Source organism: Psychrobacter sp. T6-5 (assembly GCF_052258485.2).
Lineage (GTDB): Bacteria > Pseudomonadota > Gammaproteobacteria > Pseudomonadales > Moraxellaceae > Psychrobacter.
In genome coordinates, this window is the sequence record NZ_JBQQEY020000001.1 from 1,507,489 (window position 1) to 1,532,806 (window position 25,318).

General features: G+C 41.5%; 24 protein-coding genes. 8 read left to right on the plus strand and 16 right to left on the minus strand.

The genetic code is table 11. From position 1 onward, the window contains the following. Positions 1 to 27 precede the first annotated feature (27 nt). The 3 genes from ACTXGK_RS21120 to ACTXGK_RS21130 are packed head-to-tail and all read right to left on the minus strand — an operon-like array spanning position 28 to position 5,518. Positions 28 to 1,497, minus strand: coding sequence for a DUF262 domain-containing protein (locus tag ACTXGK_RS21120; RefSeq protein ID WP_443517158.1), 1,470 nt, complete (start codon positions 1,495 to 1,497; stop codon positions 28 to 30). Beyond that, complete coding sequence (locus ACTXGK_RS21125; RefSeq protein ID WP_443517157.1) at positions 1,494 to 2,795, minus strand: restriction endonuclease subunit S; 1,302 nt, start codon at positions 2,793 to 2,795, stop codon at positions 1,494 to 1,496. Before ACTXGK_RS21125 ends, ACTXGK_RS21120 begins: the two co-directional genes overlap by 4 nt. After that, the gene (locus ACTXGK_RS21130) at positions 2,792 to 5,518 is read right to left on the minus strand and encodes a type I restriction-modification system subunit M (protein ID WP_443517155.1); all 2,727 of its coding nucleotides are present in this window, start codon (positions 5,516 to 5,518) and stop codon (positions 2,792 to 2,794) included. The genes ACTXGK_RS21125 and ACTXGK_RS21130 overlap by 4 nt, the downstream gene beginning before the upstream one ends. 477 nt (positions 5,519 to 5,995) lie before the next feature. Between ACTXGK_RS21130 and ACTXGK_RS21135 the strand changes: the two genes are divergently transcribed. The 3 genes from ACTXGK_RS21135 (at position 5,996) to ACTXGK_RS21145 (ending at position 8,747) form a co-directional block, all read left to right on the plus strand. Beyond that, positions 5,996 to 6,865, plus strand: a complete 870-nt coding sequence (locus tag ACTXGK_RS21135; protein ID WP_443517153.1) for a PP2C family protein-serine/threonine phosphatase — start codon at positions 5,996 to 5,998, stop codon at positions 6,863 to 6,865. Between the two features lie 67 nt (positions 6,866 to 6,932). Beyond that, positions 6,933 to 8,024: a helix-turn-helix transcriptional regulator gene (locus tag ACTXGK_RS21140; RefSeq protein ID WP_443517152.1), complete on the plus strand. Its 1,092-nt coding sequence runs from the start codon at positions 6,933 to 6,935 to the stop codon at positions 8,022 to 8,024. An 81-nt stretch (positions 8,025 to 8,105) separates the two neighbouring features. Next, positions 8,106 to 8,747: a hypothetical protein gene (locus ACTXGK_RS21145; RefSeq protein WP_339605609.1), complete on the plus strand. Its 642-nt coding sequence runs from the start codon at positions 8,106 to 8,108 to the stop codon at positions 8,745 to 8,747. Between the two features lie 36 nt (positions 8,748 to 8,783). Here the strand turns inward: ACTXGK_RS21145 and ACTXGK_RS21150 are convergent, their stop codons facing one another. Next, positions 8,784 to 9,110 carry a hypothetical protein gene (locus ACTXGK_RS21150; protein ID WP_443517151.1) on the minus strand — a complete coding sequence of 109 codons (327 nt, stop codon included), beginning with the start codon at positions 9,108 to 9,110 and terminating at the stop codon, positions 8,784 to 8,786. Between the two features lie 271 nt (positions 9,111 to 9,381). Here ACTXGK_RS21150 and ACTXGK_RS21155 point away from each other — a divergent pair, with 271 nt between their 5' ends. The 4 genes from ACTXGK_RS21155 (at position 9,382) to ACTXGK_RS21170 (ending at position 15,859) form a co-directional block, all read left to right on the plus strand. Then, a complete protein-coding gene (locus ACTXGK_RS21155; RefSeq protein WP_313781172.1) occupies positions 9,382 to 9,579 on the plus strand; it encodes a helix-turn-helix domain-containing protein in 198 nt (65 codons plus the stop codon). 254 nt (positions 9,580 to 9,833) lie between these two features. Beyond that, complete coding sequence (locus tag ACTXGK_RS21160) at positions 9,834 to 10,397, plus strand: hypothetical protein (protein WP_443517149.1); 564 nt, start codon at positions 9,834 to 9,836, stop codon at positions 10,395 to 10,397. Then, complete coding sequence (locus ACTXGK_RS21165; RefSeq protein ID WP_443517147.1) at positions 10,390 to 12,699, plus strand: hypothetical protein; 2,310 nt, start codon at positions 10,390 to 10,392, stop codon at positions 12,697 to 12,699. The genes ACTXGK_RS21160 and ACTXGK_RS21165 overlap by 8 nt, the downstream gene beginning before the upstream one ends. Continuing rightward, on the plus strand, positions 12,692 to 15,859 hold the full coding sequence (locus tag ACTXGK_RS21170) for a tyrosine-type recombinase/integrase (protein WP_443517145.1): 3,168 nt from the start codon (positions 12,692 to 12,694) through the stop codon (positions 15,857 to 15,859). The genes ACTXGK_RS21165 and ACTXGK_RS21170 overlap by 8 nt, the downstream gene beginning before the upstream one ends. A gap of 76 nt (positions 15,860 to 15,935) precedes the next feature. On the opposite strand, the gene ACTXGK_RS21175 is transcribed toward ACTXGK_RS21170, so the two are convergent. The 6 genes from ACTXGK_RS21175 to ACTXGK_RS21200 form a co-directional block, all read right to left on the minus strand. Next, the gene (locus tag ACTXGK_RS21175) at positions 15,936 to 16,229 is read right to left on the minus strand and encodes an addiction module antidote protein (RefSeq protein WP_238038947.1); all 294 of its coding nucleotides are present in this window, start codon (positions 16,227 to 16,229) and stop codon (positions 15,936 to 15,938) included. Next, positions 16,219 to 16,548: a type II toxin-antitoxin system RelE/ParE family toxin gene (locus ACTXGK_RS21180; protein WP_238038948.1), complete on the minus strand. Its 330-nt coding sequence runs from the start codon at positions 16,546 to 16,548 to the stop codon at positions 16,219 to 16,221. Before ACTXGK_RS21180 ends, ACTXGK_RS21175 begins: the two co-directional genes overlap by 11 nt. Positions 16,549 to 16,940: 392 nt before the next feature. Beyond that, the gene (locus ACTXGK_RS21185; protein ID WP_443517144.1) at positions 16,941 to 18,524 is read right to left on the minus strand and encodes a DUF3987 domain-containing protein; all 1,584 of its coding nucleotides are present in this window, start codon (positions 18,522 to 18,524) and stop codon (positions 16,941 to 16,943) included. Next, on the minus strand, positions 18,517 to 18,783 hold the full coding sequence (locus ACTXGK_RS21190; RefSeq protein WP_238038950.1) for a helix-turn-helix transcriptional regulator: 267 nt from the start codon (positions 18,781 to 18,783) through the stop codon (positions 18,517 to 18,519). The genes ACTXGK_RS21185 and ACTXGK_RS21190 overlap by 8 nt, the downstream gene beginning before the upstream one ends. Positions 18,784 to 18,903: 120 nt before the next feature. Next, entirely contained in the window at positions 18,904 to 19,950 is a 1,047-nt protein-coding gene (locus tag ACTXGK_RS21195) for a hypothetical protein (RefSeq protein WP_443517142.1), read from the minus strand. A gap of 16 nt (positions 19,951 to 19,966) precedes the next feature. Beyond that, the gene (locus ACTXGK_RS21200; RefSeq protein ID WP_443517140.1) at positions 19,967 to 21,142 is read right to left on the minus strand and encodes a tyrosine-type recombinase/integrase; all 1,176 of its coding nucleotides are present in this window, start codon (positions 21,140 to 21,142) and stop codon (positions 19,967 to 19,969) included. Between the two features lie 368 nt (positions 21,143 to 21,510). Here ACTXGK_RS21200 and ACTXGK_RS21205 point away from each other — a divergent pair, with 368 nt between their 5' ends. Next, a complete protein-coding gene (locus ACTXGK_RS21205) occupies positions 21,511 to 22,761 on the plus strand; it encodes a tyrosine-type recombinase/integrase (protein ID WP_443517138.1) in 1,251 nt (416 codons plus the stop codon). Here the strand turns inward: ACTXGK_RS21205 and ACTXGK_RS21210 are convergent. The 6 genes from ACTXGK_RS21210 to ACTXGK_RS21235 are packed head-to-tail and all read right to left on the minus strand — an operon-like array spanning position 22,758 to position 25,283. Beyond that, complete coding sequence (locus ACTXGK_RS21210) at positions 22,758 to 23,057, minus strand: hypothetical protein (RefSeq protein WP_058023895.1); 300 nt, start codon at positions 23,055 to 23,057, stop codon at positions 22,758 to 22,760. The genes ACTXGK_RS21205 and ACTXGK_RS21210 overlap by 4 nt on opposite strands. Continuing rightward, complete coding sequence (locus ACTXGK_RS21215; RefSeq protein ID WP_443517136.1) at positions 23,044 to 23,169, minus strand: hypothetical protein; 126 nt, start codon at positions 23,167 to 23,169, stop codon at positions 23,044 to 23,046. The genes ACTXGK_RS21210 and ACTXGK_RS21215 overlap by 14 nt, the downstream gene beginning before the upstream one ends. After that, complete coding sequence (locus ACTXGK_RS21220; RefSeq protein ID WP_443517134.1) at positions 23,166 to 24,125, minus strand: ATP-binding protein; 960 nt, start codon at positions 24,123 to 24,125, stop codon at positions 23,166 to 23,168. The genes ACTXGK_RS21215 and ACTXGK_RS21220 overlap by 4 nt, the downstream gene beginning before the upstream one ends. Further along, positions 24,125 to 24,343, minus strand: a complete 219-nt coding sequence (locus ACTXGK_RS21225) for a hypothetical protein (protein WP_443517132.1) — start codon at positions 24,341 to 24,343, stop codon at positions 24,125 to 24,127. The genes ACTXGK_RS21220 and ACTXGK_RS21225 overlap by 1 nt, the downstream gene beginning before the upstream one ends. Beyond that, the gene (locus tag ACTXGK_RS21230) at positions 24,340 to 25,008 is read right to left on the minus strand and encodes a hypothetical protein (protein WP_443517130.1); all 669 of its coding nucleotides are present in this window, start codon (positions 25,006 to 25,008) and stop codon (positions 24,340 to 24,342) included. The genes ACTXGK_RS21225 and ACTXGK_RS21230 overlap by 4 nt, the downstream gene beginning before the upstream one ends. Then, positions 25,005 to 25,283 (minus strand): hypothetical protein, encoded by a 279-nt coding sequence (locus ACTXGK_RS21235; protein ID WP_443517128.1) that lies wholly within the window; start codon positions 25,281 to 25,283, stop codon positions 25,005 to 25,007. The genes ACTXGK_RS21230 and ACTXGK_RS21235 overlap by 4 nt, the downstream gene beginning before the upstream one ends. Between the last annotated feature and the right edge of the window lie 35 nt (positions 25,284 to 25,318).

Below are 25,318 nucleotides of genomic sequence, written 5' to 3' on the forward strand. Positions count from 1 at the left end.
TGATAATTTGTCATTATTGTATTTTCTCTATTTATCAGCCAAATAGTTGAGGTCATTAAACATTTTGTATATGGCGTTGTCTGGTGTTTTATTAGATGCCTGTATATCACTTGCTTTTAATGGACTGACACCAGCTAGCCATACCTGTTTTGGTAGAGTGGCTTCTTTGATGCGTTTAAATAACATACCATTGACCGCACGATTATCCATGGTTGCAAGCTTTACCGCATAACGCTCTAGACGTATTTTATAAGCCCAAATAAACACAGTTTCGATAACCTGTGATAAATCTTGCATACCGAACTTATCGATATAGTAAATCAGCGCGTTATCAAATAGATTGCGTGCGTATTTATCACCTTGTCGCTCTCTTCCATTATAAGTCGTTAGTAAATGTATAATCTTAGAAGCACGTTCATCTAAGTGCTGCTCAGCGATAGTGGTAAGCAGCAAGTCATTTTTATTATCTGAAGTGCGATCTGCATCAATCGTTCTCTTGTGTGTGATAAGCGTATCGTAGTGCTCAATCATCTCAAAAAACCGTCGCCCGTTAATGAGCTGTTGGTCTAGCTGAAAGGGATAGCTCATCGCTTGGGCATCAATATGACGGTGCATATTGCCATTATAATCATCTATAAAATGATGAAGTACGAGCATGGATTTGGCATAGTGCGGCAAATTTTGCTTGTGTAAAGACACCCCTTTAAAAATATCGACATGACGACTGCTAAAGCTGCGGGCGGGCTTGTGATCGATCCAGCGCTTGATCCTGAATAAGTGCTGACCGAATAGTCTGTGCAAATCACTATCTGCTAAGCTCTCCCAGTGGGCGACAGTTTGCGCTTTGATATTGGGATTAAGGCGTTCATCATAGGCGCTAAACTCACGCAAATGAAACGCCTTGAGTAAGTCATGCGGATATAGCGCTTTACCGCGCGAGTTCTGCGAGTCAAAAAACTGAAACGCTTCTGATTCATCTTCTAAGATAAAAATGACAACTTCGCATTTATGCATCAAAAAATCGATATGATGAACGCTGAGCTCACCGCGATTTACAATACGCTGAATTTCTTGGAAATTTGTATGCAGATTATAGATAGAGATGTCGCTTGCGAACGCTTGCTTTTGTGCCAGCGCTGGCACGCTGTGTACTAGCTCACCTAGTATTTTACTCACATCTGATTTATCTTTGGGCGAGTTAATATACTTCTTGATAATCGCCATAACGGTGAGTATCAGCGTTAGGGTGCGCTGTTGACCATCAACGATATTGAGCACATCGTTACCTGCATTGTCTTTAGACTTATGCAGTACGATAGTACCAAGACGGTAGGCGGGCTTGTCGCTTTGGGTTTTGATGTCGTTGAATAGGCTTGCGATATTACGCTGCGTCCATTTATAAGGGCGCTGATACTCAGGGATGGTCAGCCGGCTTTCATTGAGCAAATCTGATACCGAAACGATAGTCTCATGCTGTAAGGTCACTGATGTATTCATGCTAAGCAGTCACCGTTGTCGGCTGATGGGTGAGTGCTAGGACTGTCAGAACTTACCAAACGCACTTTGCCAGTCAACAGCTGCTGCATCATGCCTTGCTTGATGTCGCGGGTTTTCTCTAAGCGCTGCTGCAATGCTTGAATCTCGGCATCCATATCGGAGAGGATAGTGGCGATGGCGGTTTGTTCTTTCTTACTTTGTGGATAGCATATCTGAACTTGTCCTATTTCAGCCATATTTATTTTTTGAGGTGTAGCATTAACTAATGCTCTTTTCTCAACTTCTTTTCGAAATAAATTAGATTTTGAAAACTCGTACATATATTGTGATTTGATAGTATCGCTAGGTTTTATTAATGCAAGACTAACGTAAATACTTGCATTAACATCCCAGTCAATAATTCTAGTCTTTCCTATTGAACCAATACGAGTCATTAATATGTCACCTCTTTCAGGTTTACAACGCTTTATCAGGCGATTGTGTTCTTCAAAAGAGATATGTTTAACATTGACAAAGTCGTTGGCCGTAACATTTTCAACACTATAGAATGGCACTCCATTTTGAACATACGATGGAGTATAGTGTGTACCGTCATTTATATAAGAGCTTAGTTCAGACAGTGTGCCAACTTCCCAATCCTTTGGAATCTCACCTAAATCTGTCTGTTTAAACCCTTTTTTACTACCATCTTCACGAGTAGCAAACTCAGGCAGGCGAGTTTTGCCCGTGAGTAGCTGCTGCATGGTGGCGGTTTTGATCGCTTCTTTTTTCACAATCAGCTTTTCTAGTGACCCGATTAAATCATCGATATCAGATAGGGCAGTGGCGATGGCGGTTTGTTCTTGTTTTGGAGGTAACACTACATTCATATCTGCAATCATTATACGTCGCACAGAGTCTACAGAGGACTTTGCCGTCATAGACATAATTCTGTCGTAAAAATTATTGCTAAAATAGAGATAAAAATAGTAGCCATCTATTCTATTGTCAAAGCTATGCATCAAATAAACTCTTTGATGAAAATCAAATTTTCCATTTACATAATGATAAATTTTTCCAGTACCAACCCCATCACCAGCAGTCAATACACCTTCACCATCAAATGAAAATGAATTAATTTGTTCTATAGTTTGTGAACGAACAAAAAAAGGATATCTACCAGTGGCAATTTTGTCTTGAGTATTTTTATTTCCAGTTGTAATCTTTAAAAGATTCTGAGTTTTATCAAAACCCCAATCCTCTGGAATAACCCCAACCTCAGTCTGTTTGTAACCCTCGGGTATTTTTACCTCACTCATGACGCCACTCCCATCGCTTGCAGGTGCGCGGTGACTTTTTGGCTCAGTCTATCCACCTCATCCAGCAGACTAGGCAATGGCTCAGCATAACGCGCTTCTAACTGCGTCACCCGATCAGCAAGCTGGGCGGTGATACGCTCAATCTCCGCCTCAATACGTGATTGCAATGTCGCTTGCCATTTATCCGTGACCAGTAAGGTCTTTATATCCTCATCACTCAGCGTTGGATACTTTTTAAATACCGCCAAGTCTAGGGCCTCTTGCGCTTCTTTTAGCACTTTTTTGGCAGCCGTTTCCGCATCAGTTAGTTGTAAAAACTGCTGAATATTTTGAATATCAGTAAAGTCAGATATATCGTCCTCTTGCATTTTTTTATCAATTACAGTGACGGCTTGTTTTTCAAAATCCTTTACCTTTTTTAGCTCGGCTTTTATCAGTTTGTCTTTGTTGAGATAGCTATTGATGGTATTTATCTCTTCTGCTGAGGCGTCAGTGTTTAGATAAGCTTTTAAGTTTTTAAGGGCAATCTTCCCACTATAATTATTGGCTTTATCAATCACATGATTCTGAGCCAATATCAATAGCTCACTCTGCGCGGTCTCAATCTCTTTATTCAGTCTTACATAATCTTTATATTGATCAGGAGCAAATACTCTATAAGCCATAACATAAAAGTCTTTTAATGCCTCATTTGCCTCTTTTTTAGTGCTTATATTATTGAGTACGCCTTCTTCATCACTATGCTCCTCAATGAACTCAGTCAAAGTCGTACTTACGGTATCGAGTTTGGCTTGTAGGGTGTCTATATGCGCTTGCTCATCGCTATAGTATCGGTTAATGATAAGCGCAGGCGCGATAAGCTCGGCTTTGTACTTATTCTTATTGATAACCAGATCAGGAGTTTCTTTAAGCTTTTCGCCCTTAGCAGCGATAAGCTGACGCAACTGCTTACCCACTTGCCAGCCTTCTTGTGAGAGGGCATACACATCGTCCTGCATCGTCTCTGCCCAATAATCCATCAAAATCTGATAGATGTCATATTTATCGAGTAGGGCAGTATCGGCATAACGCTGAAGCAAGTCTTCACTGATACGCTGAATGATGGCCTTGGGTTTATCACCTTGCGCGATATCTGTAAGGCTAGACGCTGTCCACCAATCACTAAATGGCGTCAGGCTTTGGCTGGCAAACTGGATAAACTCAGGATGAGCCAGGACGGTGGCTTTGACTTCATTAGCGGGTATGAGGCACTGACGATAGCCCTCTCGCAAGTCTGCAAATAGCGCCTTTCGCAGGCTTGGAAATACTTGCCAATACGGCTCTAAGGTATCGATATCGCTAATCGGAATACCGCCTTGCAAGTGAGCGCCAAGGTCATGCTGGTCTTCATCAACGCTTGCATCGATATAGCGTGGAATATTTAAGTTGTAGTCATTATCGATAATCTCATCCATCCCGACCATGCGGCTATATCCAGCTAGTTCGGTTTGATGATTGAAGACGTCAACGACTTTGTGAATGTCTTGACTGCGTAAACGATTTTTATTGCCATCTTTCATAAACCCGCGACTGGCATCTATCATAAGTAGCCCAGATGCGCCTGTGGCTCGCTCAGCTGCCGTCATCTTATCGATAACGATAATACAAGCAGGAATACCTGTACCATAGAATAAGTTAGCTGGGAGGCCGATGATGCCCTTGATGTAGCCTTGTTTGATAAGATTTGTGCGAATATGCGCTTCGGCATTGCCTCGGAATAGCACACCATGCGGTAAGATGACTGCACCGATGCCTGTGCTTTTTAAGCTCTTAACGATGTGTAGTAAAAAAGCATAATCGCCGTTTTTTTCAGGGGGAATGCCCCACGTAAAACGGTCGAACTCATCCGCTGCTGCATTTAGACCACTGGTCCAGTTTTTATTACTAAAGGGTGGGTTGGCTACGGCAAAGTCAAAGGTTTTCAGCTGATTGCCTGCTACAAATTGCGGCGAGGCGAGGGTATTGCCTTTATAAATATCAGCGCCTACTGCGCCATGCAAGATCATATTCATCTTTGCAAGTGCGGTTGTGGCAGAGTCCATCTCTTGACCAAAGATAGTCAGACCACGCGGCGCTTCATCACTGGCTTTGAGTAGCAGCGAGCCTGAGCCGCAAGCTGGGTCATAAACAGTGGCATCCTGCGGTGTATCTTCATTAATACCAATGATTTGAGATAGGATACGTGACACCTCAGATGGAGTGTAGAACTGTCCTTTGGACTTACCTGACTCCGTTGCAAAGTGGCGCATCAGATATTCATAAGCGTCGCCAAGCAGATCATCACCATCAGCCCGGTTGCCTGATAAGTCTAAACCCTCGAATATACCAATAAGCTTAGATAAGCGATCAACGTGCTCTCTACCTTTACCTAGCTTTTCTTCATCATTGAAGTCAGCGACATCGATGACGCCTTTTAGCCCATTGGCTTCTGCAAGCTTACCGATGATTTTATCAACTTTTTCACCGATCTCTTTATCGCCTTTGAGCATTACCATATCGTCAAAGCTACCGCCTTCAGGGACGAAAATATCCCCGTAAGGGTCGCCTTTAAACTTGTCCGATACGTACTTCATAAATAGCATGGTCAATACATAGTCTTTGTATTGGCTGGCATCCATACCGCCGCGCAGCTCATCACAGCTTGCCCAAAGGGTTGCATATATCTCGGTCTTTTTAAGTGCCATAATGAGCTCTTTTTATTGAATTTAGAAGTTTTTTGGTGGCTGATATTATACTGCTAATCACTTAGATTGCTAGGTATGTAATTAACTACTTTATTGAAGACAAACCCCGATATCATTCAGGCCACCTAAGAATTTTGTAAAACTGACAAAACCCCACTGAGCATTTACTGTTAAGCCCAAGCAGGTTTTTTGTACCAAATCGTGCTAGGTACATATCACTCTATCCTATAAATACTGATAATCCGATACCCTAAAAAAGAATAAGATCGTCACCTGATGAGTAAGAGAGAATTAAACATCACCTTTATGAGTTGTCAGCAATATCGCTTACCTCTTTGAGCTTGGATTGGTGAACCTTTAGAAGATTTTAGTCACTCGTGATTACTATCAATTCAAAATATCGCATGACCTAGAAAGTAAATTGGTAGGTAATCTACTATACTTGTCTTAACGATAATAATTAATGAGCGAATGAATATGACAGCTATTTTAAGTGATGAGGATGAACCTCTTGTTGAAACAATAGCTCACGCCTGCGCCATTACCTTTCAAGGTAATGCTAGCAATAACATCCAACAAGACGCATTTTTCTTCTTAGATCACTGGTATCAAGAGAATTTAGGAATAATGCCTGTAACATCAGTGCAAGCGCCATTTTGTCTTGCGGTATCAGACGGCGTTGCCAGCTCTAACCAGTCACAGCACTGCTCAAAGGCAGTTGTTAAAGCAATTAGATCGCTATGGAATGACGAACAAGTAAACATCCAAAACATGACCTCAGATCGTATCTATACGCAACTGAGCCAAACCAAGCACACAAAAAAACGCTATGGCGCTGCAGCAACCCTCGCGATGATCATCGGCACACTAAACGATGATAAATCAATCAATATAGACATCACTCATGTCGGTGACAGCCGTGTGTACTTGCTAAGAAAAAACACAAAAGGATGGCAGTGCTTAACTCGTGACCATAACTTATTAAATGAGCTGGTAGATGAGAAGGCGCACGATGAAGATCGTCAAGCAAGTTTTGATGAGTATAACCGCACAGGTATGGCAGGCAGCTTATATAGTATCACTGAGTGCTTTGCATTGGCAGTGAATAGCGATGACCCAAGCAACGAGCCACCTAATAGTACAAAACAGACAATCACAGTGCAAGCAGGTGATAGTCTTGTTGTTTGTACTGACGGTATTCATGATTTAGTACCCAGTAGTGAATGGGCTCTTATTAAGAGCCAAACAGATTTGCAGGGTTGGCTACAGATGCTTTGGCATCAAGTGTATGACTCAGATGGCAATGCTTATGACAATGGTACTGCGATTGTGGTACGGTTTGATTAAATTTTTTACGATAGTTCACTTTTAAAATGACAGTTTGATAGATTCGATAGCCTATAGAGCAGCCAACATGCCTACACACTCAATCGCGAGCTATAACAAATCCGCCCGTCTGTTTGCGCTTTATCAGCGCTTGCCACGTAGTAAAGACAAAGCAATATCACTCACAGAGCTAATGAGTATCTATGGTGATCGTCCTGACCGCTACGCAAATGAGCGTAAAAACTTAGAAAACGATCTGAGTAGTCTCAATCGAATATTTAACGATATTTTTTATAGTCAGGCCTTGGTCAGAGAGCCAGTGTGGGGTCAGAATATCAGCGGGCAAACGGCACGGTTTTATATTGAGCCAAACTTTAGTATCGATGTCATTAATGAGCAAACGGTATTTTTTTGGCAGATGCTGGCCAACTATACTGCAAATTATCTGCCGGCCTCTTTTAAGCAAAGTATTAGTGAAAAGCTTGCCCAGTTAGATCGTCAAGATAAGACCAGCTTCAATCAAAGCAGGCTAGGGCAGTGGCAAGATCATCTCATTACCCTGCCGAGTATCGTACAAGCACCAAAGCTTGATAGTGGGGTGCTGGCTAGCATCCATCAAGCGTTGTTAGAGAATAAGCAACTACACATCATTTATAGAAAAAAATGGGATGAACATTCAAACGTTAGGATAACTTACCCCAAAGGTTTAGTCTTTATCGACAATATGGTCTATCTCACAGGCTTCAATCCAACGAGTGATCATATTGATGATAATGTCCTGTTGAAGGCACATCGTAATTTCGCAGTTAATCGTATTGAAGCAGCTGAAGTAACAGAGCAGTTGGTACCGGACTGGGTAGAGCGCAATGCTTTTACTCTTGAGAATCTACGTAAGCTAGGAAAGTTGGAATTGAATAATGGTTTAAAAATCGAACTGGTTCTAAAGGTGCAAAAATATGCCTGCCAGCATTTATATGAGCGGCCGTTATCATCTACTCAAACGATTACGGTTATCGATGACACCTGGAATGAAGTGCGCGCAACGGTTACTAATACGCAGCGCTTGCAAGATTGGTTAGTGAGCATGTCGCAATTGGCAGTGGTGATTGAGCCTAACGAGTTAAAAGCAGTAATTTTAGAGCGTTTAAAAAGTGGTATAGCGCTTTATGAATATTATTAAAAATCTAACAGCCTTTCGTTCTAACTTTATTCTAGAGCTTTCTAACTACATTAGCACCATGAATTATAAACGAGTATAACTATGAAATATCATTTTAATGAAGCTAAACTAAAAAGTGTACCCTGTGCAGCCTTATACCCATCAGACACAGAAGGTTTTCAATCAGCTGTTATTGCCTGTTTTATCATCAGTGACGGTTGGAATGAGCAGGCACTACTAGAGCTAAAAGAGAAGGCAGAGGCTGATATTTTAGTAGGCTTACAGACAGATAACAATGAGTATGAACGCTTAGATATTGTAGAAGGCATTATTAGATGCCAGCCTAATGAAGTAAATGATGTTGTTGAACTGCTAGATGTAAGGTCCGCAAGTACTATTATCGGTATAGATGTGATAGATGTTATAAACTTGTTTGAGGTTGGCAGTTCATTCCAGTTTGTTCAAGCGAGCTCTACAGGCGAGCATGAATTCGATATGATAAAGATAGCCACACACAAGCTAATTGATCTACTTGCAAAAGCTCATGATACTAAAGGAATATTTGTTGGCATGCAGAGTCCGCAAAGTTTACCACTGGAATCCATGGCTTATGTAACAGAAGCTGTTGAAGAGTTGTTGTCTGGTGACGATACCTTTATATACTATAGTTCAAATAGTACTGATGAGCCTAAATTTTTTCGTTTGAATGGAATTTATGCTGAAGAAAAACAAAGCCACACGTAGTAAACGTATGGCTTTGGCTGCTACTATCAATTGAAGCTAGTTATATTTGCTAACAGAATCCCCGCGCCACATAGCATGCTCACACACTGCGCAAAACCAACTCTCTTTTGCTCGCATGTAAGCAATATCGGCAGGTACTTCAATAGGACAGGCGCTTCCACAATATTCACAGCACACATCATCTAAGCAAGCGTAGCATTGGCTTACGGTTTCAAATAATACATGCGCACTAATGCTATATTTTTGACAAAGCAGATGGACATAATCAACATAACTCATTTTATGGTTATAGGCCCAATAGTCTTCACAGACCCGTTTGTCCCAGGCGTTTTGTGTCATGCTCCATTCAATGCTGATGCCCACAACGTGCTCCTTTTTAATGACCTGATACCTACGATTAGCATTCCCTTTTTATAGTAATGATATCTATTGAAACAGTCACACCTATCATAATTAGCCAGCTATTGAGCAGCAAGATAGGTGTATGACATAATAAAGCGTTAGTCAGCATAAAATAGTTTTTGACGGAAACTTAGTTATTGCCAACGAGTATTATTCTAGCAGAAAAGTAGTCACTGGCAAGTATTTTTTACTTACCAATAAGGATTTTATTGTGATTTCTTGTAATCTCCCTGTGCTTCTAGCAGAAAGACGACTACGGGTTGCCGATCTAGTAAGGATGACAGACATTAGTAAATCAACACTTCATAGAATTTATAACGATGAGACGACTCGTATAGAGTTCGATACACTAAGCAAATTGTGTGAAGTACTAGAGGTGACACCATGCGAGATATTAAAATACATACCTGATGAAGACAGTAAAAATTAGGTTTTATAAATAATGTAGTTGAATCTATACATTCATTCTAAACTCTAAAAATAACGATATTATTACCTGATAAAAAACAATCATAGCTCTCACGAAGTAATGGCATCGCTGTTATTTTTGAGAGCTTTTTTTAATGACTTTGCACTCATTTACAGCCAATATATTTTTTAATAAATATAATTAAATCATCCACTTGTATAATGTTATGTTATAACGTACTATTAATTAAATAATGATTTATAGAGCAGTTTATCGTGAAAAATAAGACTCTTCGCTCGACTCAAAAGCTGTTAGTACTGAACTCAAAAAATCTAACCGTTCATCCTGATGCCAGCACTGCTTTTATGATTTGGCAACAGTATCGACTACCGTTGCGCCGCCCACAGCTGGCAGGCTTAGATGATTATTACCGACCAGCATTGCGGTTATGTATGCTTGATAAAGACAGTTATCAGTTTTTTAATAACTTTGCACGAATCGATGAGGTAATGAGGTTCGAAAATAGCCGCCGGCAACCCTGTCTGATTGCGCCTGAAAGTCGTCATGATATCAAGCGGCTGGCGTGGTGCGAGGTTCTCAATCTATCAAGGTTTGCTTGCGTGAATCATCCAGCCTTATTTCAAGCCATATATCAAAATGCGCCAAAGCAGCTTATTTGTGAGCTGATGGGCGTGCACCGATTAACCGTCAGCAATTACTGTCATTTTGCAGGTATCAGTCAAAGTAGCTATGAATATCAGCAGTGTAAGGTAGCATGTGATGAGACTTTATTAGGTCTACCTAAGAACATGAACTGGATGAATGGTAGACATGGCTGATACTAAACTGTTCGATGATGTGACTGATAAACGAGTATTGAATAAGCTCATTCCTATAGGCTCGCCACATTATGTGCAAATGCAAGCATTGGTTATTGATATTATCGGTCTGGTGCCAGACGCTGAGATTGATCTACTGTGTTCGGCGCCACGTGCTAATGCTAGTTTTAGGGGCATCGATTGTACTGAAGTGATCCAGCAGATTATCGGGCAAGGTAGAACGGGAGAGTGGGCGGTTACATATATGCTGCTTATATTTTATCAAGCGTATGGTGCGGTTGATAGCGGTAGTGATGCTTGGCGGTTTATGAGCGGCTATTTAAAAGTGATATTTATGATCGCAGCCCGTCGTAATAAGCACTTTGCCAAAATAGATAAGCTCGGTGTACGTATTCGTATGGCTCTAAGACCTGCTGATCCACAGCGAAATATCCTTAACCAGCTAATTGGTATTCATGATCAGTGCGATGGCCTATCCTCATGCTTATCTTCTATCAGAAAATATGAGGCAAGCGTCAAACAAGAAGAGGCAACGGGTAAAGCTGCTAATCAGTATCTTGCCAGTAAAGTTGGTCAAATCAGGTTGGCTTATGAGGTAGTCATCAATAATAAAGCTTTTATCGGTAAAACCTATGATAAGAGTTATAGAAAATCGAAACAGTCCCAAAAAGTAATCAATACAACAACGCTCATTGATGGCGAACCATTACAGAAAAAATTGTTTAGTACGAAACAATCACGCAAGTCAACTAACGTGGCAACTGCTGAAAATATTGCCGATGACGATGAAGTACCATTGCTAGACAATGACTTTAAGCCCATCAAACAAATTGCTAAATCCTCTGAGCTGCAGCAATGGAAGCTTAAAAGTAGTTATCAACATGCCAGCCGCAATCAGTTTAACTTCCCAACCAGCCATCGCCAATTGAGTATCACTGGCTACCAGATGCTATTTTCGACGCTATGGCAACGCTTTATGAGTGCACAAATGGAAAGTAGAACGGGTTATGCCGTCTTACTACTGTCACTGTTAAGCGGTCTTAGTATTGACAATATAATTGATGATTGGCAGCGCGGTCGCAGTCAGCGTCAGTATTTTGTTTATGACCGTACCCGTAAAGTCAGTAGTATTGCTATCACGATTGATGTGACCACCAATACCAGAAGCCATTTGCTTGCTCACAGGCAAAGCTATGGTAGCGTATTCAAGCGAGCACTACCTGAAGCGCTACAGATCATGTTAGAGGACAAAGTCGCTGTTTCACTTGATGACGTCAAACTAGCTATCAACGAGGTTAAGAATCAGCTCAACCTAGCAGCTTTGAGTGCTCAATATATCGAGTCTGGATTGTTTGTAGTGGTTAAAAATGGCCTTAGTAAACCGCTACATGCTGACATCCTCACAGGTGTTGATGTAAGGCACAGCTCGCCGCTGTATTACACCAGCATCAAAACTGCTGATCTAGAGCAAACCTATATAAAAGGAGTAGCACTGCTAAGCGCATACTGTGATGACGAGAAAAAGGCGTCATTGATAGATGAGTGCAGCGTGTCCATGAATGGTCATAAAAGCCATGTTGGCAGCGATATGGTGCTTGAAACCTCTACGTGCCAGCAGTTCTTTGAACAGTTGGCTATGAGCGCTGAGAGCTATAATGAACGGCTCAATCATAGTATCGAGCGCTATATTGCGCAGTTTAATAGCTATAGCGTTTGGCTGTGGCACACTATTATGATTCAAACCGGTATTCGTCCGGTTAAACATGCGCCAGGATTACTCAATCAGCTTGATTTTAAACGTCGTCTACTATGGGTATCTGATAAAGAAGAGCGTCACGGTCAGTCTGACGGCAGGCTCATTCCGTTAAGTCAGTTTTTAGCCGCTGCTATACAAAACTACATTGATTATATCAAGCAATTTGCTGCTATTTATAACCCTATCTGCCCCAAAACGCCTTATCCCATCGATGCTATTTTGCAATCAGAGCAACCGCTTATTCAAATTTACCAAAAAAATCCAAAAGGCTTTATCGGTATCTCGCCAAGCCGCGTTCGCTACCAGTTGCAAGACTTTTTTAGCCATCAGGATAATTGGCTGCGCCATCAACTGAGGTCTATGCTGACAGAATGCGTGCCAGATTACCTGATTTGTGCGCTTTACGGTCATGAGCATCCGGATCAAGAATTCATGCATCCGATGTCATCAGGCTCTATTAATCAATTGCACCAGCTCAGCCCGCACCTAGATGCAATCGCCGACGAGCTTCACTTAAAACAAATTGAGGTTCGCTTATATGGATAATGTCACTGCGCACAAATTACGGCAGCTCAACAGAGATGATACTAAAAAAAGTGTCAAACACGCAGCTAAAGCTCTGATTGCGGGCTATGTTAATCAAAATCCCATGCAGACGCCTTGTGAGCTACAGCATCATTATGAGGCGATTAATGAGCTATTAGAAAATAAGTTTGATACTGCCCAAAACTTTCAATTAGCGCGGCGCGGGTTTTTAGAATTTATTCGTGATTATAATAAAGCCCATCAGCTATACCTCAATGAGCCTGTGGTGCCAATACTGGCAACTCGTGAGCGCCTGACTACTAACTATGACTGGTTTGTCAATGGACGCGCTGTAGCAGATAGCAGAGCTATGATGATAGATATCTGGCAACGTAAACGACGGTTCTCAGTGAACGATTTAGTTGAGGGACTGATTTATTGCAGTATTATGTATGGTGGTATCAATGATATTGAGGAGTTAAGAGCGCTTTACGTTTGGTTGTTTGGTGAGCGGCTTATTTATCAGATTCGTCTGCCAGCGACTGATGAGAACCGCGCAGAACAGGTAGCTGTAATACCACTTAGCGTGCCTGATGACAACTATGGCTGCGCATTGGATGGTAGTGACGACTTACAGCGCTTTATCGACTACGTACCTGATGATATGACCCTGTGCTTTTTATACGCCATAAAAGATAAGGACTTGAGTAAAACAAAAATAGAGCCATTTAATACCATAATTAATGATATCTCAAAAAGACTTAAACTCACCAATAAAGATATTGAGCGTCCGCAGCACTCCATGCTTATTAAGCATGCCAACTATCACTGGCGGCAGATAGATGGCGCGCTTGCCGTGGTGAAGCAAGGTGATATTAAAACCACAGGACTGCCGACTGATAATCTCATTCATTATAACCGAGAGCCCATCAATCAAAATTCTGAGCCGCTTACGTGGTCTGAGTTGTTTGATGTCAGCTATAAAGTATCAGATAAGACACCTAATCAGAGTAATACCATCAACTATCCTAGCTTTAGCAAAAACTTAATTAAAGAAGTGCAAGATGCGCTCAAACTCACCAGAAGTGCTGCTATTTCTACTCTCACAACATTAAAGGTAGATGCTAGTCAGCCTAACGCACGACGTTTGCTTGGCTGGGCATTGTCATTGGTGGGTGATCATAGTATTCGGCTCAATACGGTCAGTAAATATTTGGGCTGCATTGGTCGCGATTGGCTGATGCTGACGATGGATGAAGATATTGATCAGTGGGAAGGCGATGACTTTGAGGATATCTATGAGCAAATTATTCAAAGTAAGGTTAAAGATGGTCGGAAAAATTCAATCTTAAATAAATCATCTGAATTTAACCGGAGTACTGATGATACAGAAGATGAAGCCAACACATTAGTCGATTCTGTTGAACAGAAAGCAGAGCGAAATACTTCTACGCTAGATCATTTAAAGGATAACCAAAAATTCACTTATGGTCGTCTGCGAGCATTTCATGATTATCAGCGGGCGCGTTTCGATGCACCTTATGTGTATTTTCCATGGGGCAATAACCGGCAAGTGGTTAAAGCCGAAATGGTGTCACCACATGTATATCGCGCAATGAAAAGATACATACAATCATCGAAGTTAGAGGTTGAGCAACAGCAGTTATGCCTAATTGTTTTGGCATTCGCTTATCGCACTGGCATGCGTATTAATGAGATTGTTGGTATTAAAGTTGATGATATTACAGATATAAGCAGTATCAATGGCTATGTCATTGAGTACCCTAAAGTTATCCTCAGACCCAACCGTTATCGTAGGCTTAAAAGCAGTAGTGCCAAAAGGGTTATACCGATAGATAGTCTTTTCAAGGATGATGAATTAAAGCTGTTCACCGCATTCTATTATCAACAAAAAAGGTTAAAGCGGCGTTATTTACTCTCACAAGGCTCGGGTGACCAGCCACTGCCGTCTGTATTTTTTAGTAATATGATGAAAATAATATGGGATAGACTACTGCTTACCCATGACTCTACCTTTCACAGCTTACGGCATACGGCACTTAGTCAGCTGACATTGGTGTTGAGCGGCTCGCCACTGGCTCAGGTGATGACAGACTATGATAAAGAGCATAGTGACGCTATCGTTAGCGCCGTGCTTGCTAATAATAAAGAAAAAGGGATGTGGTTTGGGCTGGCTAGCTTTGCTGGGCATCTAACGCCAGATACTACGTTTGAGCACTACATTCATACCGCGCATTTGCTGGCAGGTTGGCAGATGAGTCAAGCTAAAATTAGTATGCCTATAACTGTATTTGAGATGCTGACAGGTATTGGTTATCAAACGATAAATAAACAAGATGGCATGGCGTATGATGCAAGCACTAAACAGGTTCGTCTTGATAAGATGCGTGGTTATTTGATCAATAAGGTTGCTGGTAAAAGACCACTATTTATTGATAATGATACACTGAACAATGAAGCTTGCCAGCAAGCCCTACAGTCAAAACCAGAAGAAGTGCGACAGTCTATATTTATTCATCCAAAAATATACGATGTAATTGCGCTATTAGAGGAACTACAGACAGTAAATGTTGATAAACGAGTAGGGCAGTTGGCAGAGGTCGCACTTCGGCATGGTATTGCTATCAGTAATGCTAGACAAATTTACGATAATGCTTGCCAGCTATTTACCGATGATAGACTGATTTTAGGTGCGCCTACCGGACATAAGAACCAAAAAGTTTTAGTGACTGCGCTTGATCGTGCGTATCAAATGTCTATTGATGACTCTGATAGACTGGAATCATTTATGAATATATTTTCAAATAAGAAAAATTTAAATATTTCATCAATCCATTTTGGTGTTAAAGAAAGCCAGCTTAAGTTGCTACAGCAATTTATGGCAGTAGGTTGTCAGCTTATTGATGCCAGTCATTGGCAGATTAGGGCGTATAGTGAGCAGGCAGTACGCAATGTAAAAAAAGAACTAGGGCTCGATAGTTTAATACGTATTGGTGCTCGTGAAAATTTCCATGGTTACGAGGTTAGGGTAGTACAGAAAAAACGCAAACGGTCTGATAATAATTTGGCTATAACAGATGAGTATTATAGCTCGTCAGGGGTTTTGAAGTATTTGGGTTGCTTATTGTATGTATTGGCTAACGTTAACAACAATCAATAAAAACCTGTTTTATCTCAGGAAAAAAAGGTATGCTTTTATGTATGTGAGCTGATAAATATTAAGCTATATATATGAATTAGGCCGGGCTTTTCGGAGTCAAGGTCACTTGTAGCCCCATACCATCAATAATCTTTAGCATGGTGTCAAAGCGCGGCTTTTCGGACTGCAAGGTCTTGTAAAGACTCTCGCGTCTTATGCCTGTCCTTTGTGCCAGCTCATTCATACCCTTTGCGCGTGCCACATCGTTGAGCGCTTCAATAAAGTCACTAGGCGCACCATCGCTCAGTGCTTCATTTAGGTAAGCATTGATAAGCGTTTCATCGGTTAGGTACTCCGCCACATCAAAGCGGCTGATTTTACTATCGGTCATGAGGGTACTCCTTTGTGTCGTTCTGTACTTGTTGCCATAGGGTGCAAGCCTTAGCAATATCGCTTTGCTGGCTGTCTTTGCTGCCTCCTAACAGTAACAAGTAAACCGTATCGCCCTCTTGGGCATAATACACGCGGTAACCGTTGCCCTTGAATATTCGCATCTCATAGATACCACCTGTATTAGCTAGGGGCTTATGGTCACCAAAATTGCCGCCTTGCGCTCGTTTGATACGTGTCAAGATGCCAACTTTGCCTAATGGGTCTTTGAGCTTATGCAGCCAGCGCCTAAATGCTTCAGTTTGGTTAATCTCAATCATAAAGTTAGATTATTAGAAAGCTAATAATTAATTGTAAACTTTCGGATAATAGATAACAAGTTACGATTGTGCTGACGGCGCTTTTTATGGGTATATAAGCATCTGGCACAAAAAAGCAGATGGTCATGCCTGCCCATTTAGTTTTATACCTAAGAAAAGCTGCTTAAACTGCTTAAACTGGCTATAACATATGATAGGCAAGGGCTTAGCTTAAGGTAGGCGTTTGCTTAACGTTGCTTAAACTGCTTAATCTGGTCTTAAATTGGCTTGTTTTAGGCTGAGTTTAAGCAATTTAAGCAAGCTTAAGATTGGGTAGTCCTAACACAAAGCCCCTAGCTGTATGGGCTAAGGGCTATTTAAGCAGTTTAAGCAAGATTTCTTAAGTATTAATATTAATCGTATAACTTTGGATTAATAAATATCACTTTGCTTCGTCCCTCCATATCTTGCCTGATATGTTTAGCAGACTCTAGTTTGTCTAACTCAATCTGTAATAACTTAGTGTTCTTACGCATGGGGTTAGGCGCATTGTTAGCGATATAAGTTCTATTGAGCTTATGCGAATTTCTATCACGCGCTTTATCCACTAGCCAATTACTTAACTTCTCACTGTCGTTCTGCTCACCTGTAGGCGTGGCATCAAGGTAGCGCAAGCGCTCGCTTGTAGAATATTCAACCAACATAAAGGCGCGTTTTATGTTATCAGTGGTGATCGTATCGCACCCCTCAAAAAATGCGATCAATGATGCTATGCGGCTTGCATTTTCGGCCATGCGTGAGGCGTAGGCTTTAAGGTACTGTAAGTCACCACCGCATGCCTGTCTGTTCTCAATCATCTGTGCGTGCTCATAAAATACTTGTTCGGTCTGTACGTCCTGCCAGCTCATCTTAACGCGCTGTGGCTGCCCTTGTGTGTCTGTTGGCTCATTGGCGGGTAGGGTATCAAGTAAGCTGTGACAGCGTTGCCAGTATTCTATTAAGACGGGATTGTCATAAGGGTTATCACTACGGCGCTGTGGATCATTCCAAACACGCTGCCCGCGCAGATCATCAGGACATGCAATAAGCGCCCGCGCTAAAAAACCTTGCCCGTTCATCAGTGGGTCGGTCAATGCTGGCTCTAATACCACGCGCTGACCTTGAAGCAATAGTGTCATGCGAACGTGATAAGCATCTGTGCGCGGTGTGGCGTGGGCGGACTTTTGCGAGCGTTGGCGCGATGCTCTGCCACTGCTATGTAGCTTTGTGATTGCGCCTAATGCGCTGCCTGCGGTATCGCCTTTCATGGTATGACCGTTAAAAAACTGCGTCCCCTCATCGGTTGCCCATGATGCGTTACTGATCTCACCATCGACAAATTTATCTAAGATAGGTTCAATCGTTGCATCATCAAAAACAGTCTTGGAGTTGGTGGGCTTTGGCGTGTCGTTTAGATACTCTTTTAACTCAGCACCCTTTAAGCCTGCTTTGTCTGCCTCCCATGTATCTAATTTAGTTAGATATTGTTCATATTGCCCGCGCTCATGCTCGTCTATTTTGAAGTGAGTTAAACCCATAGCCTGCGTTTTACCGCTACCGCTTTCGCCTTCAGTTATTAATATCAGGCTGGCTGGCATATGACTATGCCCCATTGGTGCATCAATAAAACGCTGCCCCATGTGTGCCAGTGCACCTAAGACGCATTGACCAGCCATTGCAAGTGGTACTTGTGCGTAATACGCCACGGCTTCAATGACTCTTCTTAATAAGCCTTTGAATGCATTGATAGGATAGGGCGTGGGGGTGCTAGAGTCGTTAGCTAAATTTTCAGGATCAGGCCATTGCTCATTTTTCGTTAGTTTATGATCGCTTAAGCTTTCTAGTTTCGTGCTATCATTGGCTTGATCACTATTGAATTGACAGTCGCATGTGAATTTATTGTGGTCGGCAACGCTCATGCTACCAACATGAGCGTTTCTATTTTTTGTTTTATTCATAGCCACTCTCCTGTACGTTATGAACAGGATTACCATGACTTTCTAGCCATTCTAAAACTTCAGAGTTTTTCCATGCCACCATGGTTGGTGATAACCTCACACTAGCAGGAAATCTGCCATCACGACTCCATTCATGTAGAGTAGTGCGGCCGAATGGCAAGAGGGGCAGGATATCGTGGGCTCGCGACATACCTTGAGGTGGTAAAAAAAGAGGGTTTTTAGAAATTTTATCTGAATAATTCGGGTTCTGATTACTCATCCTATATCTCCATGTGAGCCGTGACGGGATGTCACGGTATGGATAGAATGATAGATAGAGTATAGAATGATGTCATCGCAACTTGCGACTTGCAAATCGCAAGTTGCAACACTCTGAGCCTCAATCGAAAAGTGCTTTATTGGCTTGGCTTAAAATTTTTTCAATATTACTTCTACTCAACTTTGGTATTTCTTTGTTATCAATATAATCAACCAGACCAGTTTGATTTTTGAAGTTAAAAGTTTGTTTGTTTTCATCTTTGTCTAGTTTCAAAACAATATCCTTTAAAATACAGACCATACGGTATACGCTATCTTTTACGTCTTTCGTACTTTCACTAGGCTTATTAGAAATTTCGACTTGCTTTTTAAGTCTTTTTATTTCTTTATTTTGTTGACTTATAAGTCTATTAGCCTCATTCAAGTCTTTAGATAATTTAGGAGCTAAATTAATATTTTCAATTCTATGAAGAAGATGATTTAAATCTTGGCTTGAAAATTTCAATCTGCAAAATTTTTCAAGTTTTAACATTTCATGATATTCACTATCAGGCATATGTAATACCCAGCCTAAAACCTCAGCCTCTTTCAATGTGGGTGGTAGATCCTGTGATTGATATTTATTTTTATGGTCTAGTAATATGCCTGTGTAATCACAACTAGTATAATCAAAAGGACTATTAGAAATGAACTTCACATGCTGAGATATAGGTTTAAAATCATCAATAATAACTTTTAAGCCTAAATGACTAAGTATTACGTTATTAGGAGAGATACGAAATATACCTTCACTATAGTAGGCAACATTACTTTTACTCGCATCATACTTATCCATAAAAGTAGCAAGTAGCTTTTTGGTCTGATATATCAATGTGTCTATGTCTAATGAACTATCGTATTTTTGTGGAGCTAAAAGTTCCTTTAACTCCAAATCACTAATATCTTCATTTATAGTAGCTGATAACTGTTTTATAGCATCTTCACGGTTCTCAGCATAGATGGATTTAACAGGATTAACAAAACCGTTATAATGAACATAGGGTGTCAGTATATGAGTATCAATAAGCTTTTTTATTGTCTGGTCACTACTAAACTTAGGGTCTTTCGTTTCAGCTAATTTACTTTTAACTTCATCGAGAGTATAAAAATCTTTTGAATGATCGGACATTATTGTTCCTCTTTTCCTAAAAGTTACTCAAGTAGTCTGCCCAATCATTCATCATATCTCGACGATAATCTAAATGCTGAGCACCGTTGTAAGCCTTACTAATTTTGTTTTCTTGTTCATGAGCTAGCTGTAATTCAATAGCTTCGTGCATATAGCCTTGTTCATGAAGTGTAGTGCTCGCCAGTCCTCGGAATCCATGTCCCGTCATTTTATATTTATAGCCCATTTGATATAAAGCGTTAATAAAAGCATTTTGGCTGTAAGGTTTGCGAGTTGAAGGGTTGTAGAATACATACTGCTCTGAAAAATTCAGCTCTTTAATTTGCTGTAATATATCTATGACCTGTGGTGCAAGAGGTACTATGTGAGGTCTATCCATCTTCATTTTGTCTGCAGGTATACGCCAAATTTTATCCTTCCAGTCGATTTCTGACCATTCCATAAATCTAAGCTCATTAGTTCGTACAAAGGTATAGCATAAGAACCATAGACCTAGTTTGACTGGGATATGGCCAGTGTAGTCATTGATATCTTGTAAAAGTTTTGGTAACTCTTTTGACGTAATACGGCTGTGATTTTTAGTCTTATGCGGTTTGATTGCCGCTGATAAATCTGCCGCAGGATTTGACGTTGCTATACCTATGCGAATAGCATGTTTAAATATCTGTCCAACCTCTGCCATTATACGTCGCGCCATTTCATTAGCGCCACGAGCCTCGACATTCTTACCAATCTTCAAAATATCAGGTGGGGTAATATCATCAATTAGTTTATGACCAATAATCGGTTTAACGTCACGCATATAGGCTGAATAGTTACGACTAAACGTACTTGAGGCTAAAAAGGTCTTGCGATCCGCATACCAAGCTTGTGCAATAGTATCAAAAAGCCTCGAACCGTCTTGCTCTGCGATTTTTTCTTTTTTCTTATCCTTCGGGTTGATACCTTCACTAATTAACTGTTTTATTTCTAGGTTACGCTGGCGTGCTTGTTGTAATGTGATTAGTGGATACTTGCCCAAAGTGAGTGATTGCTGTTTACCTTGCCAGCGGTAAGCACTGACCCAGACTTTGTTTCCCGTATGTCTTACCCACAGTTGAAGGCCATCGCCATCGCTATGCTTGTCAGGGCGGCTAGGGGTGCATTTTTCGCTTGGGGTTAGTTTGTTGATAATCGTATGAGTTAATGGCATGTTGGTATATCTCCGTGTTGGTATAATCTATACCAACAAATATACCAATATTCTATATAGTTCGCCATATACCAAGGTATTCGGAAATTACGCAAAATCCCATAAAAAAAGGCTTGCCGCATCGCTGCGAACAAGCCTGATTTGATATATGGTGGGCCCAGTAGGACTTGAACCTACGACCAAAGGATTATGAGTCCACGTATAAACGTATCACTCAGTTTACCGCAGTTAACTTTACAATCAAGTTATGTAAGTAATATCAGGTACTTAGGTTGATTGACTGCAAAAAAGTATCACTCAGTTTATGGCAATTTACTTCATATGTGATTACTATATGATTACTTTTTACAAAATAGATTAGTAATCACATGGAAGCCAAACTAACCACTGCAAAAATTGAAAAGTTAGATCCGCAGGACAAACAATACTTCGTCTGGGATGTGAGGTTTACAGGTCTGGGCTTACGCATTTCACCTGGTGGTAGTAAAGCATTTATCTATCAGGGTAGGGTTGGCGGTACCGGCACACCTAAGCGTATCACTTTGGGTAAATTTCCTATCATGAGTTTGCAAGATGCTATCGACGCAGCATCTGAGGTTAGTAAGCAGTTAGCATCCGGCATTGATCCAAGTCGCACCAAAGCTGACAACCTAGCAAAAAATAAAGCCTTTGCGCGGGAGCAAGTACGCAAGCAGCTGACCTTCGGTGAACTGTTCACGCACTATATCAACACTCATAAATCTGAATGGTCAAAGACTTATCTTAATGATCATTATCAAGCGGCGCGTCCTTATTTGACAAACAAGCCTTATATGCCTCAGCCAATTGGTAATATATGGGAAGTGTCACTTGCTGAGCTCACGCCTGATTTTGTAGAGTCTTGGATTCGTAAAGAGAATGAGACACGCGCTACTACAATGGCCAAAAACTTTCGTATGTTCAAAGCTTGTGCGAATTGGGCAGAGGATACAGACAAGTATGCAGGGCTAATACCTAACAAAACATACAACAGCCGCAAGGTTAATAAGTCTGTGCAAAGTGTGCGTGCTCATAAAGGCGCATTACAAAAGCAGCAGTTAGAAACTTGGTTTGGCGTAGTCGACCAAATTGATGAGGTACAGCGGGCCGCTTTAATCTGCATGTTGATGAACGGATCTCGCCCGGGCGAAATGCTGCAGCTCAAATGGACTGATATAGATTTTGAGTGGAATACGATTAAGATTGTCGATAAGGTTGACCAGTGGGAGCGCGTAATACCACTGACGCCTTTTACCAAGCAAACAATACAGAGTTTGCCGCGTGTGAATGAATTTGTTTTTGGGAGTAAGGTAAAGCAGGAAGGGTATATCGATATCACTAAGAAATACCGGACGTTGCTTGTAGAGAGTGGGTTACCAAGCCTGCCGCCAAAAGCCATGCGTAAATCATTCAGAACATTATCTGAGTGGGTAGATGTACCGCGGGGGATTGTGAATCAGGTTATGGGCCATCGTCCTAGCGCAATTGATGAGAAGCACTACGTTGACCGGCCGATTGATTTGTTGAGGATGTGGCATGGGAGGATTGAGCAATTCATACTAAAAGAGGCCGGTATAAATACCGACCATCTTTATGATTAAAGGTCTAACAAGTTTCGTATGTCACGCATACGCCAGTAAGGTGTGCCATTGATACGCTTTGGTTGTATAGGCCCATTACTTTGACTGGACCAGTTACGCAATGTGGCTGCGCTATAACCAAGCATACTAGCGGCATAGATATGATTCACATGCGGTGCACCTGCGTAGATGGCGGTATGTAAAAGCTTTTCGCCATCGTAATTTAACTCTTTAAAAGCAAAGGTAACGAGCTCACGACCACGTTTACCAGACTTTTTGAGCGCTTCGACATCGATGTCAGTTTCAATTGTGGCCATGTTTATTCTCCATCTCAGCGCCGCACGTAGGACACACGATCGGCAATTCTAAATCAACTTCTAGCAGCTCAGCGGCTAGAGCTTCCATTTCTTCTTCTGTATGTGTTGTCATACTGTCACCTCAGATTTGTTAGCCTGATCATCTGCTGGCTCAAAATTGTTAATATCAACAAAACACTTATTCGCTTCATCGAACTCAACCGATGCTATTGGCTTTGCAGCATTCCATATATCTTGGCGCATCTGCTTATAAAGCATGTGGTTTTTATCCAGAGTGGCAATGAGCTTATTAAAACTATCTGCGTTTTCGGCATTCATGAGACTGGTGCGCAAACTATCAAGGTCTTGGTAGGCTTTAGTCTGAGCCTCGGAAAAGCCATTAATATGGTCCTTTGTTGCTTGAATGATATTACCCAATTGGTTTGGATTATCTATTACTGGTGCAACTATGATGTTGCCCATACCACCGCTGTCCTTAGCCAAAAATGAGGGCTGAGAAACAAAGTTGAGCACTCGAACAGTACCGCCTCGACTATGTTCCTTGGTCATGTAGGCCATCATATCCGCGATTTTATAAGCCTCTCGTTTACTACCGCCAACCATATCAGGGCGCTTGATGATATCATCACCGTCCTTATCCTCAGCTGTATGGGCGAGTAGTACGATATCTTTACCCATACAACGCAGTGTTTTGAGCCAATCTGTGAAAATACCGCCTAACTTACCGTAGCCTTGTTGCGATAACTGTCCGTCTCTTCTTGTATTGTTTTTATCATTCTTTAAGCTATCAGTTATTACATCTAAAGCGCGACCAGCAGTATCAATAATAATAGTGTCGTAATCCTTTAGATCATGCGGCGATAAGTTGGCAACCTCATACCACTCATTGACAGGCACTAAGTCTTTGCGATTAGGTGCTCTATGACCACCTTTGTCAAAGTCAAAGAGAATAGGGCGTTTTGCCGTGAATGCTAACGATGTTTTCCATATACCAGGATCACCATAAATGAGCATGATGATATTGTTTATGGTCAGCGGATCAGTTGATTTAATAATAGTAAGTGACATTACTTGATACCTCCTAACTTGCCGCTACCTGAGAGCTTGCCACTGTAAACTGCATCAAGCTCTGCATCAGTAGGATCAAAAAATATGATAGGTTTTTGGCCATGGTTGTAAGTTGGTACTGGCTTGGTTTGAAGATCGCTTGCCCTGATTGGTACAAGTGACTGAGTGCCAAGCCTTGCGAGTATCGCCATCGCTGTTCTGTGTCTGAGAGTATTCATGCTCGGCTCCTCCCCAGTTCGCGGTGGTTGTAACGAGACTTACCGAACGCTTTACGATCATTTTGATTTGCTGCCCAGGACATACCGCCAATTGGTCTGCTGTTTCTACCAGCCATGTATTTTTTCTTAGCAACATCAAACTGTTTTTGTAGACGCTTGGCTATGTATGGTTCGTCAGCTAAATTAAGACTCAGGATACGTAGTGGGTCTCCGATTAGGCGATATTCAACGACACTCTGACCGTTACCCAAAAGAGAGATAGCATCTTTGGATTCAAAGATTTTGTCGTCTACTTTCAATTTGTGTTTGCCACAGCTATGAGCGATAGCGACAACTGCATCAGTCCACATTGCGAACTGTTTACCGTCTCTGCCTTCAGAGACGTCTTTGGTAAATAGGTGAGCATATGACGATACAAAGCTACGCATTGAACCTGTCAGCTTTTTGGCCAATGCATCATTAACGGTAGCAGTCTGCCAGCGGCCAGCGATGAACTCATGAACATTGCTGCGATCAAGCTCTACCTCATATGGAGCAATGCGCTTAACTTTGCATGCATAGAATGCTTGGTTGTCATCTGCATCTGATGTGATCACCTGAGCGCCAAACGTACCATCAGGAAATTTACGCACTGAGTTCAGGTTTAGTTTGATATGTAAGTTCATTGGTTGCCTCCAGCAGCGTATAAGCGCATTTCAGCGAGTTTTTGATTGGCGTAAGCGTTCTGCTTTCTGAACTCTATTAGCTCAGGGCTATCGATTGAACTCATGCGCGGCTCAAGCGTTGATGTCGCTATGTCTTGGTCGGCTTGGCTGAGCAGGTAGCTGTTGCAGCCAGTGATGTTGCCGACTACTACAAGCGACATACCTGCTGCCAGTCCTGCAGCGATATGTGCACCGCCTGACTTTATTTGGTTGAGTAGTGCGAGATGTTGTGCCATAATCCTTTCACTCCTTGTTGAGTAAAGCCCCTTTT

What these genes read in the sequence shown, in the direction of transcription:
- ACTXGK_RS21170 (WP_443517145.1), top strand. Translation starts at nt 12,692, where the DNA reads ATGGATAATGTCACTGCGCACAAATTACGGCAGCTCAACAGAGATGAT.
- ACTXGK_RS21185 (WP_443517144.1), bottom strand. Translation starts at nt 18,524, where the DNA reads ATGAATAAAACAAAAAATAGAAACGCTCATGTTGGTAGCATGAGCGTT.
- ACTXGK_RS21225 (WP_443517132.1), bottom strand. Translation starts at nt 24,343, where the DNA reads ATGAATACTCTCAGACACAGAACAGCGATGGCGATACTCGCAAGGCTT.
- ACTXGK_RS21120 (WP_443517158.1), bottom strand. Translation starts at nt 1,497, where the DNA reads ATGAATACATCAGTGACCTTACAGCATGAGACTATCGTTTCGGTATCA.
- ACTXGK_RS21200 (WP_443517140.1), bottom strand. Translation starts at nt 21,142, where the DNA reads ATGCCATTAACTCATACGATTATCAACAAACTAACCCCAAGCGAAAAA.
- ACTXGK_RS21205 (WP_443517138.1), top strand. Translation starts at nt 21,511, where the DNA reads ATGGAAGCCAAACTAACCACTGCAAAAATTGAAAAGTTAGATCCGCAG.
- ACTXGK_RS21140 (WP_443517152.1), top strand. Translation starts at nt 6,933, where the DNA reads ATGCCTACACACTCAATCGCGAGCTATAACAAATCCGCCCGTCTGTTT.
- ACTXGK_RS21125 (WP_443517157.1), bottom strand. Translation starts at nt 2,795, where the DNA reads ATGAGTGAGGTAAAAATACCCGAGGGTTACAAACAGACTGAGGTTGGG.
- ACTXGK_RS21235 (WP_443517128.1), bottom strand. Translation starts at nt 25,283, where the DNA reads ATGGCACAACATCTCGCACTACTCAACCAAATAAAGTCAGGCGGTGCA.
- ACTXGK_RS21210 (WP_058023895.1), bottom strand. Translation starts at nt 23,057, where the DNA reads ATGGCCACAATTGAAACTGACATCGATGTCGAAGCGCTCAAAAAGTCT.
- ACTXGK_RS21135 (WP_443517153.1), top strand. Translation starts at nt 5,996, where the DNA reads ATGACAGCTATTTTAAGTGATGAGGATGAACCTCTTGTTGAAACAATA.
- ACTXGK_RS21230 (WP_443517130.1), bottom strand. Translation starts at nt 25,008, where the DNA reads ATGAACTTACATATCAAACTAAACCTGAACTCAGTGCGTAAATTTCCT.
- ACTXGK_RS21130 (WP_443517155.1), bottom strand. Translation starts at nt 5,518, where the DNA reads ATGGCACTTAAAAAGACCGAGATATATGCAACCCTTTGGGCAAGCTGT.
- ACTXGK_RS21180 (WP_238038948.1), bottom strand. Translation starts at nt 16,548, where the DNA reads ATGATTGAGATTAACCAAACTGAAGCATTTAGGCGCTGGCTGCATAAG.
- ACTXGK_RS21190 (WP_238038950.1), bottom strand. Translation starts at nt 18,783, where the DNA reads ATGAGTAATCAGAACCCGAATTATTCAGATAAAATTTCTAAAAACCCT.
- ACTXGK_RS21145 (WP_339605609.1), top strand. Translation starts at nt 8,106, where the DNA reads ATGAAATATCATTTTAATGAAGCTAAACTAAAAAGTGTACCCTGTGCA.
- ACTXGK_RS21165 (WP_443517147.1), top strand. Translation starts at nt 10,390, where the DNA reads ATGGCTGATACTAAACTGTTCGATGATGTGACTGATAAACGAGTATTG.
- ACTXGK_RS21220 (WP_443517134.1), bottom strand. Translation starts at nt 24,125, where the DNA reads ATGTCACTTACTATTATTAAATCAACTGATCCGCTGACCATAAACAAT.
- ACTXGK_RS21175 (WP_238038947.1), bottom strand. Translation starts at nt 16,229, where the DNA reads ATGACCGATAGTAAAATCAGCCGCTTTGATGTGGCGGAGTACCTAACC.
- ACTXGK_RS21195 (WP_443517142.1), bottom strand. Translation starts at nt 19,950, where the DNA reads ATGTCCGATCATTCAAAAGATTTTTATACTCTCGATGAAGTTAAAAGT.
- ACTXGK_RS21215 (WP_443517136.1), bottom strand. Translation starts at nt 23,169, where the DNA reads ATGACAACACATACAGAAGAAGAAATGGAAGCTCTAGCCGCTGAGCTG.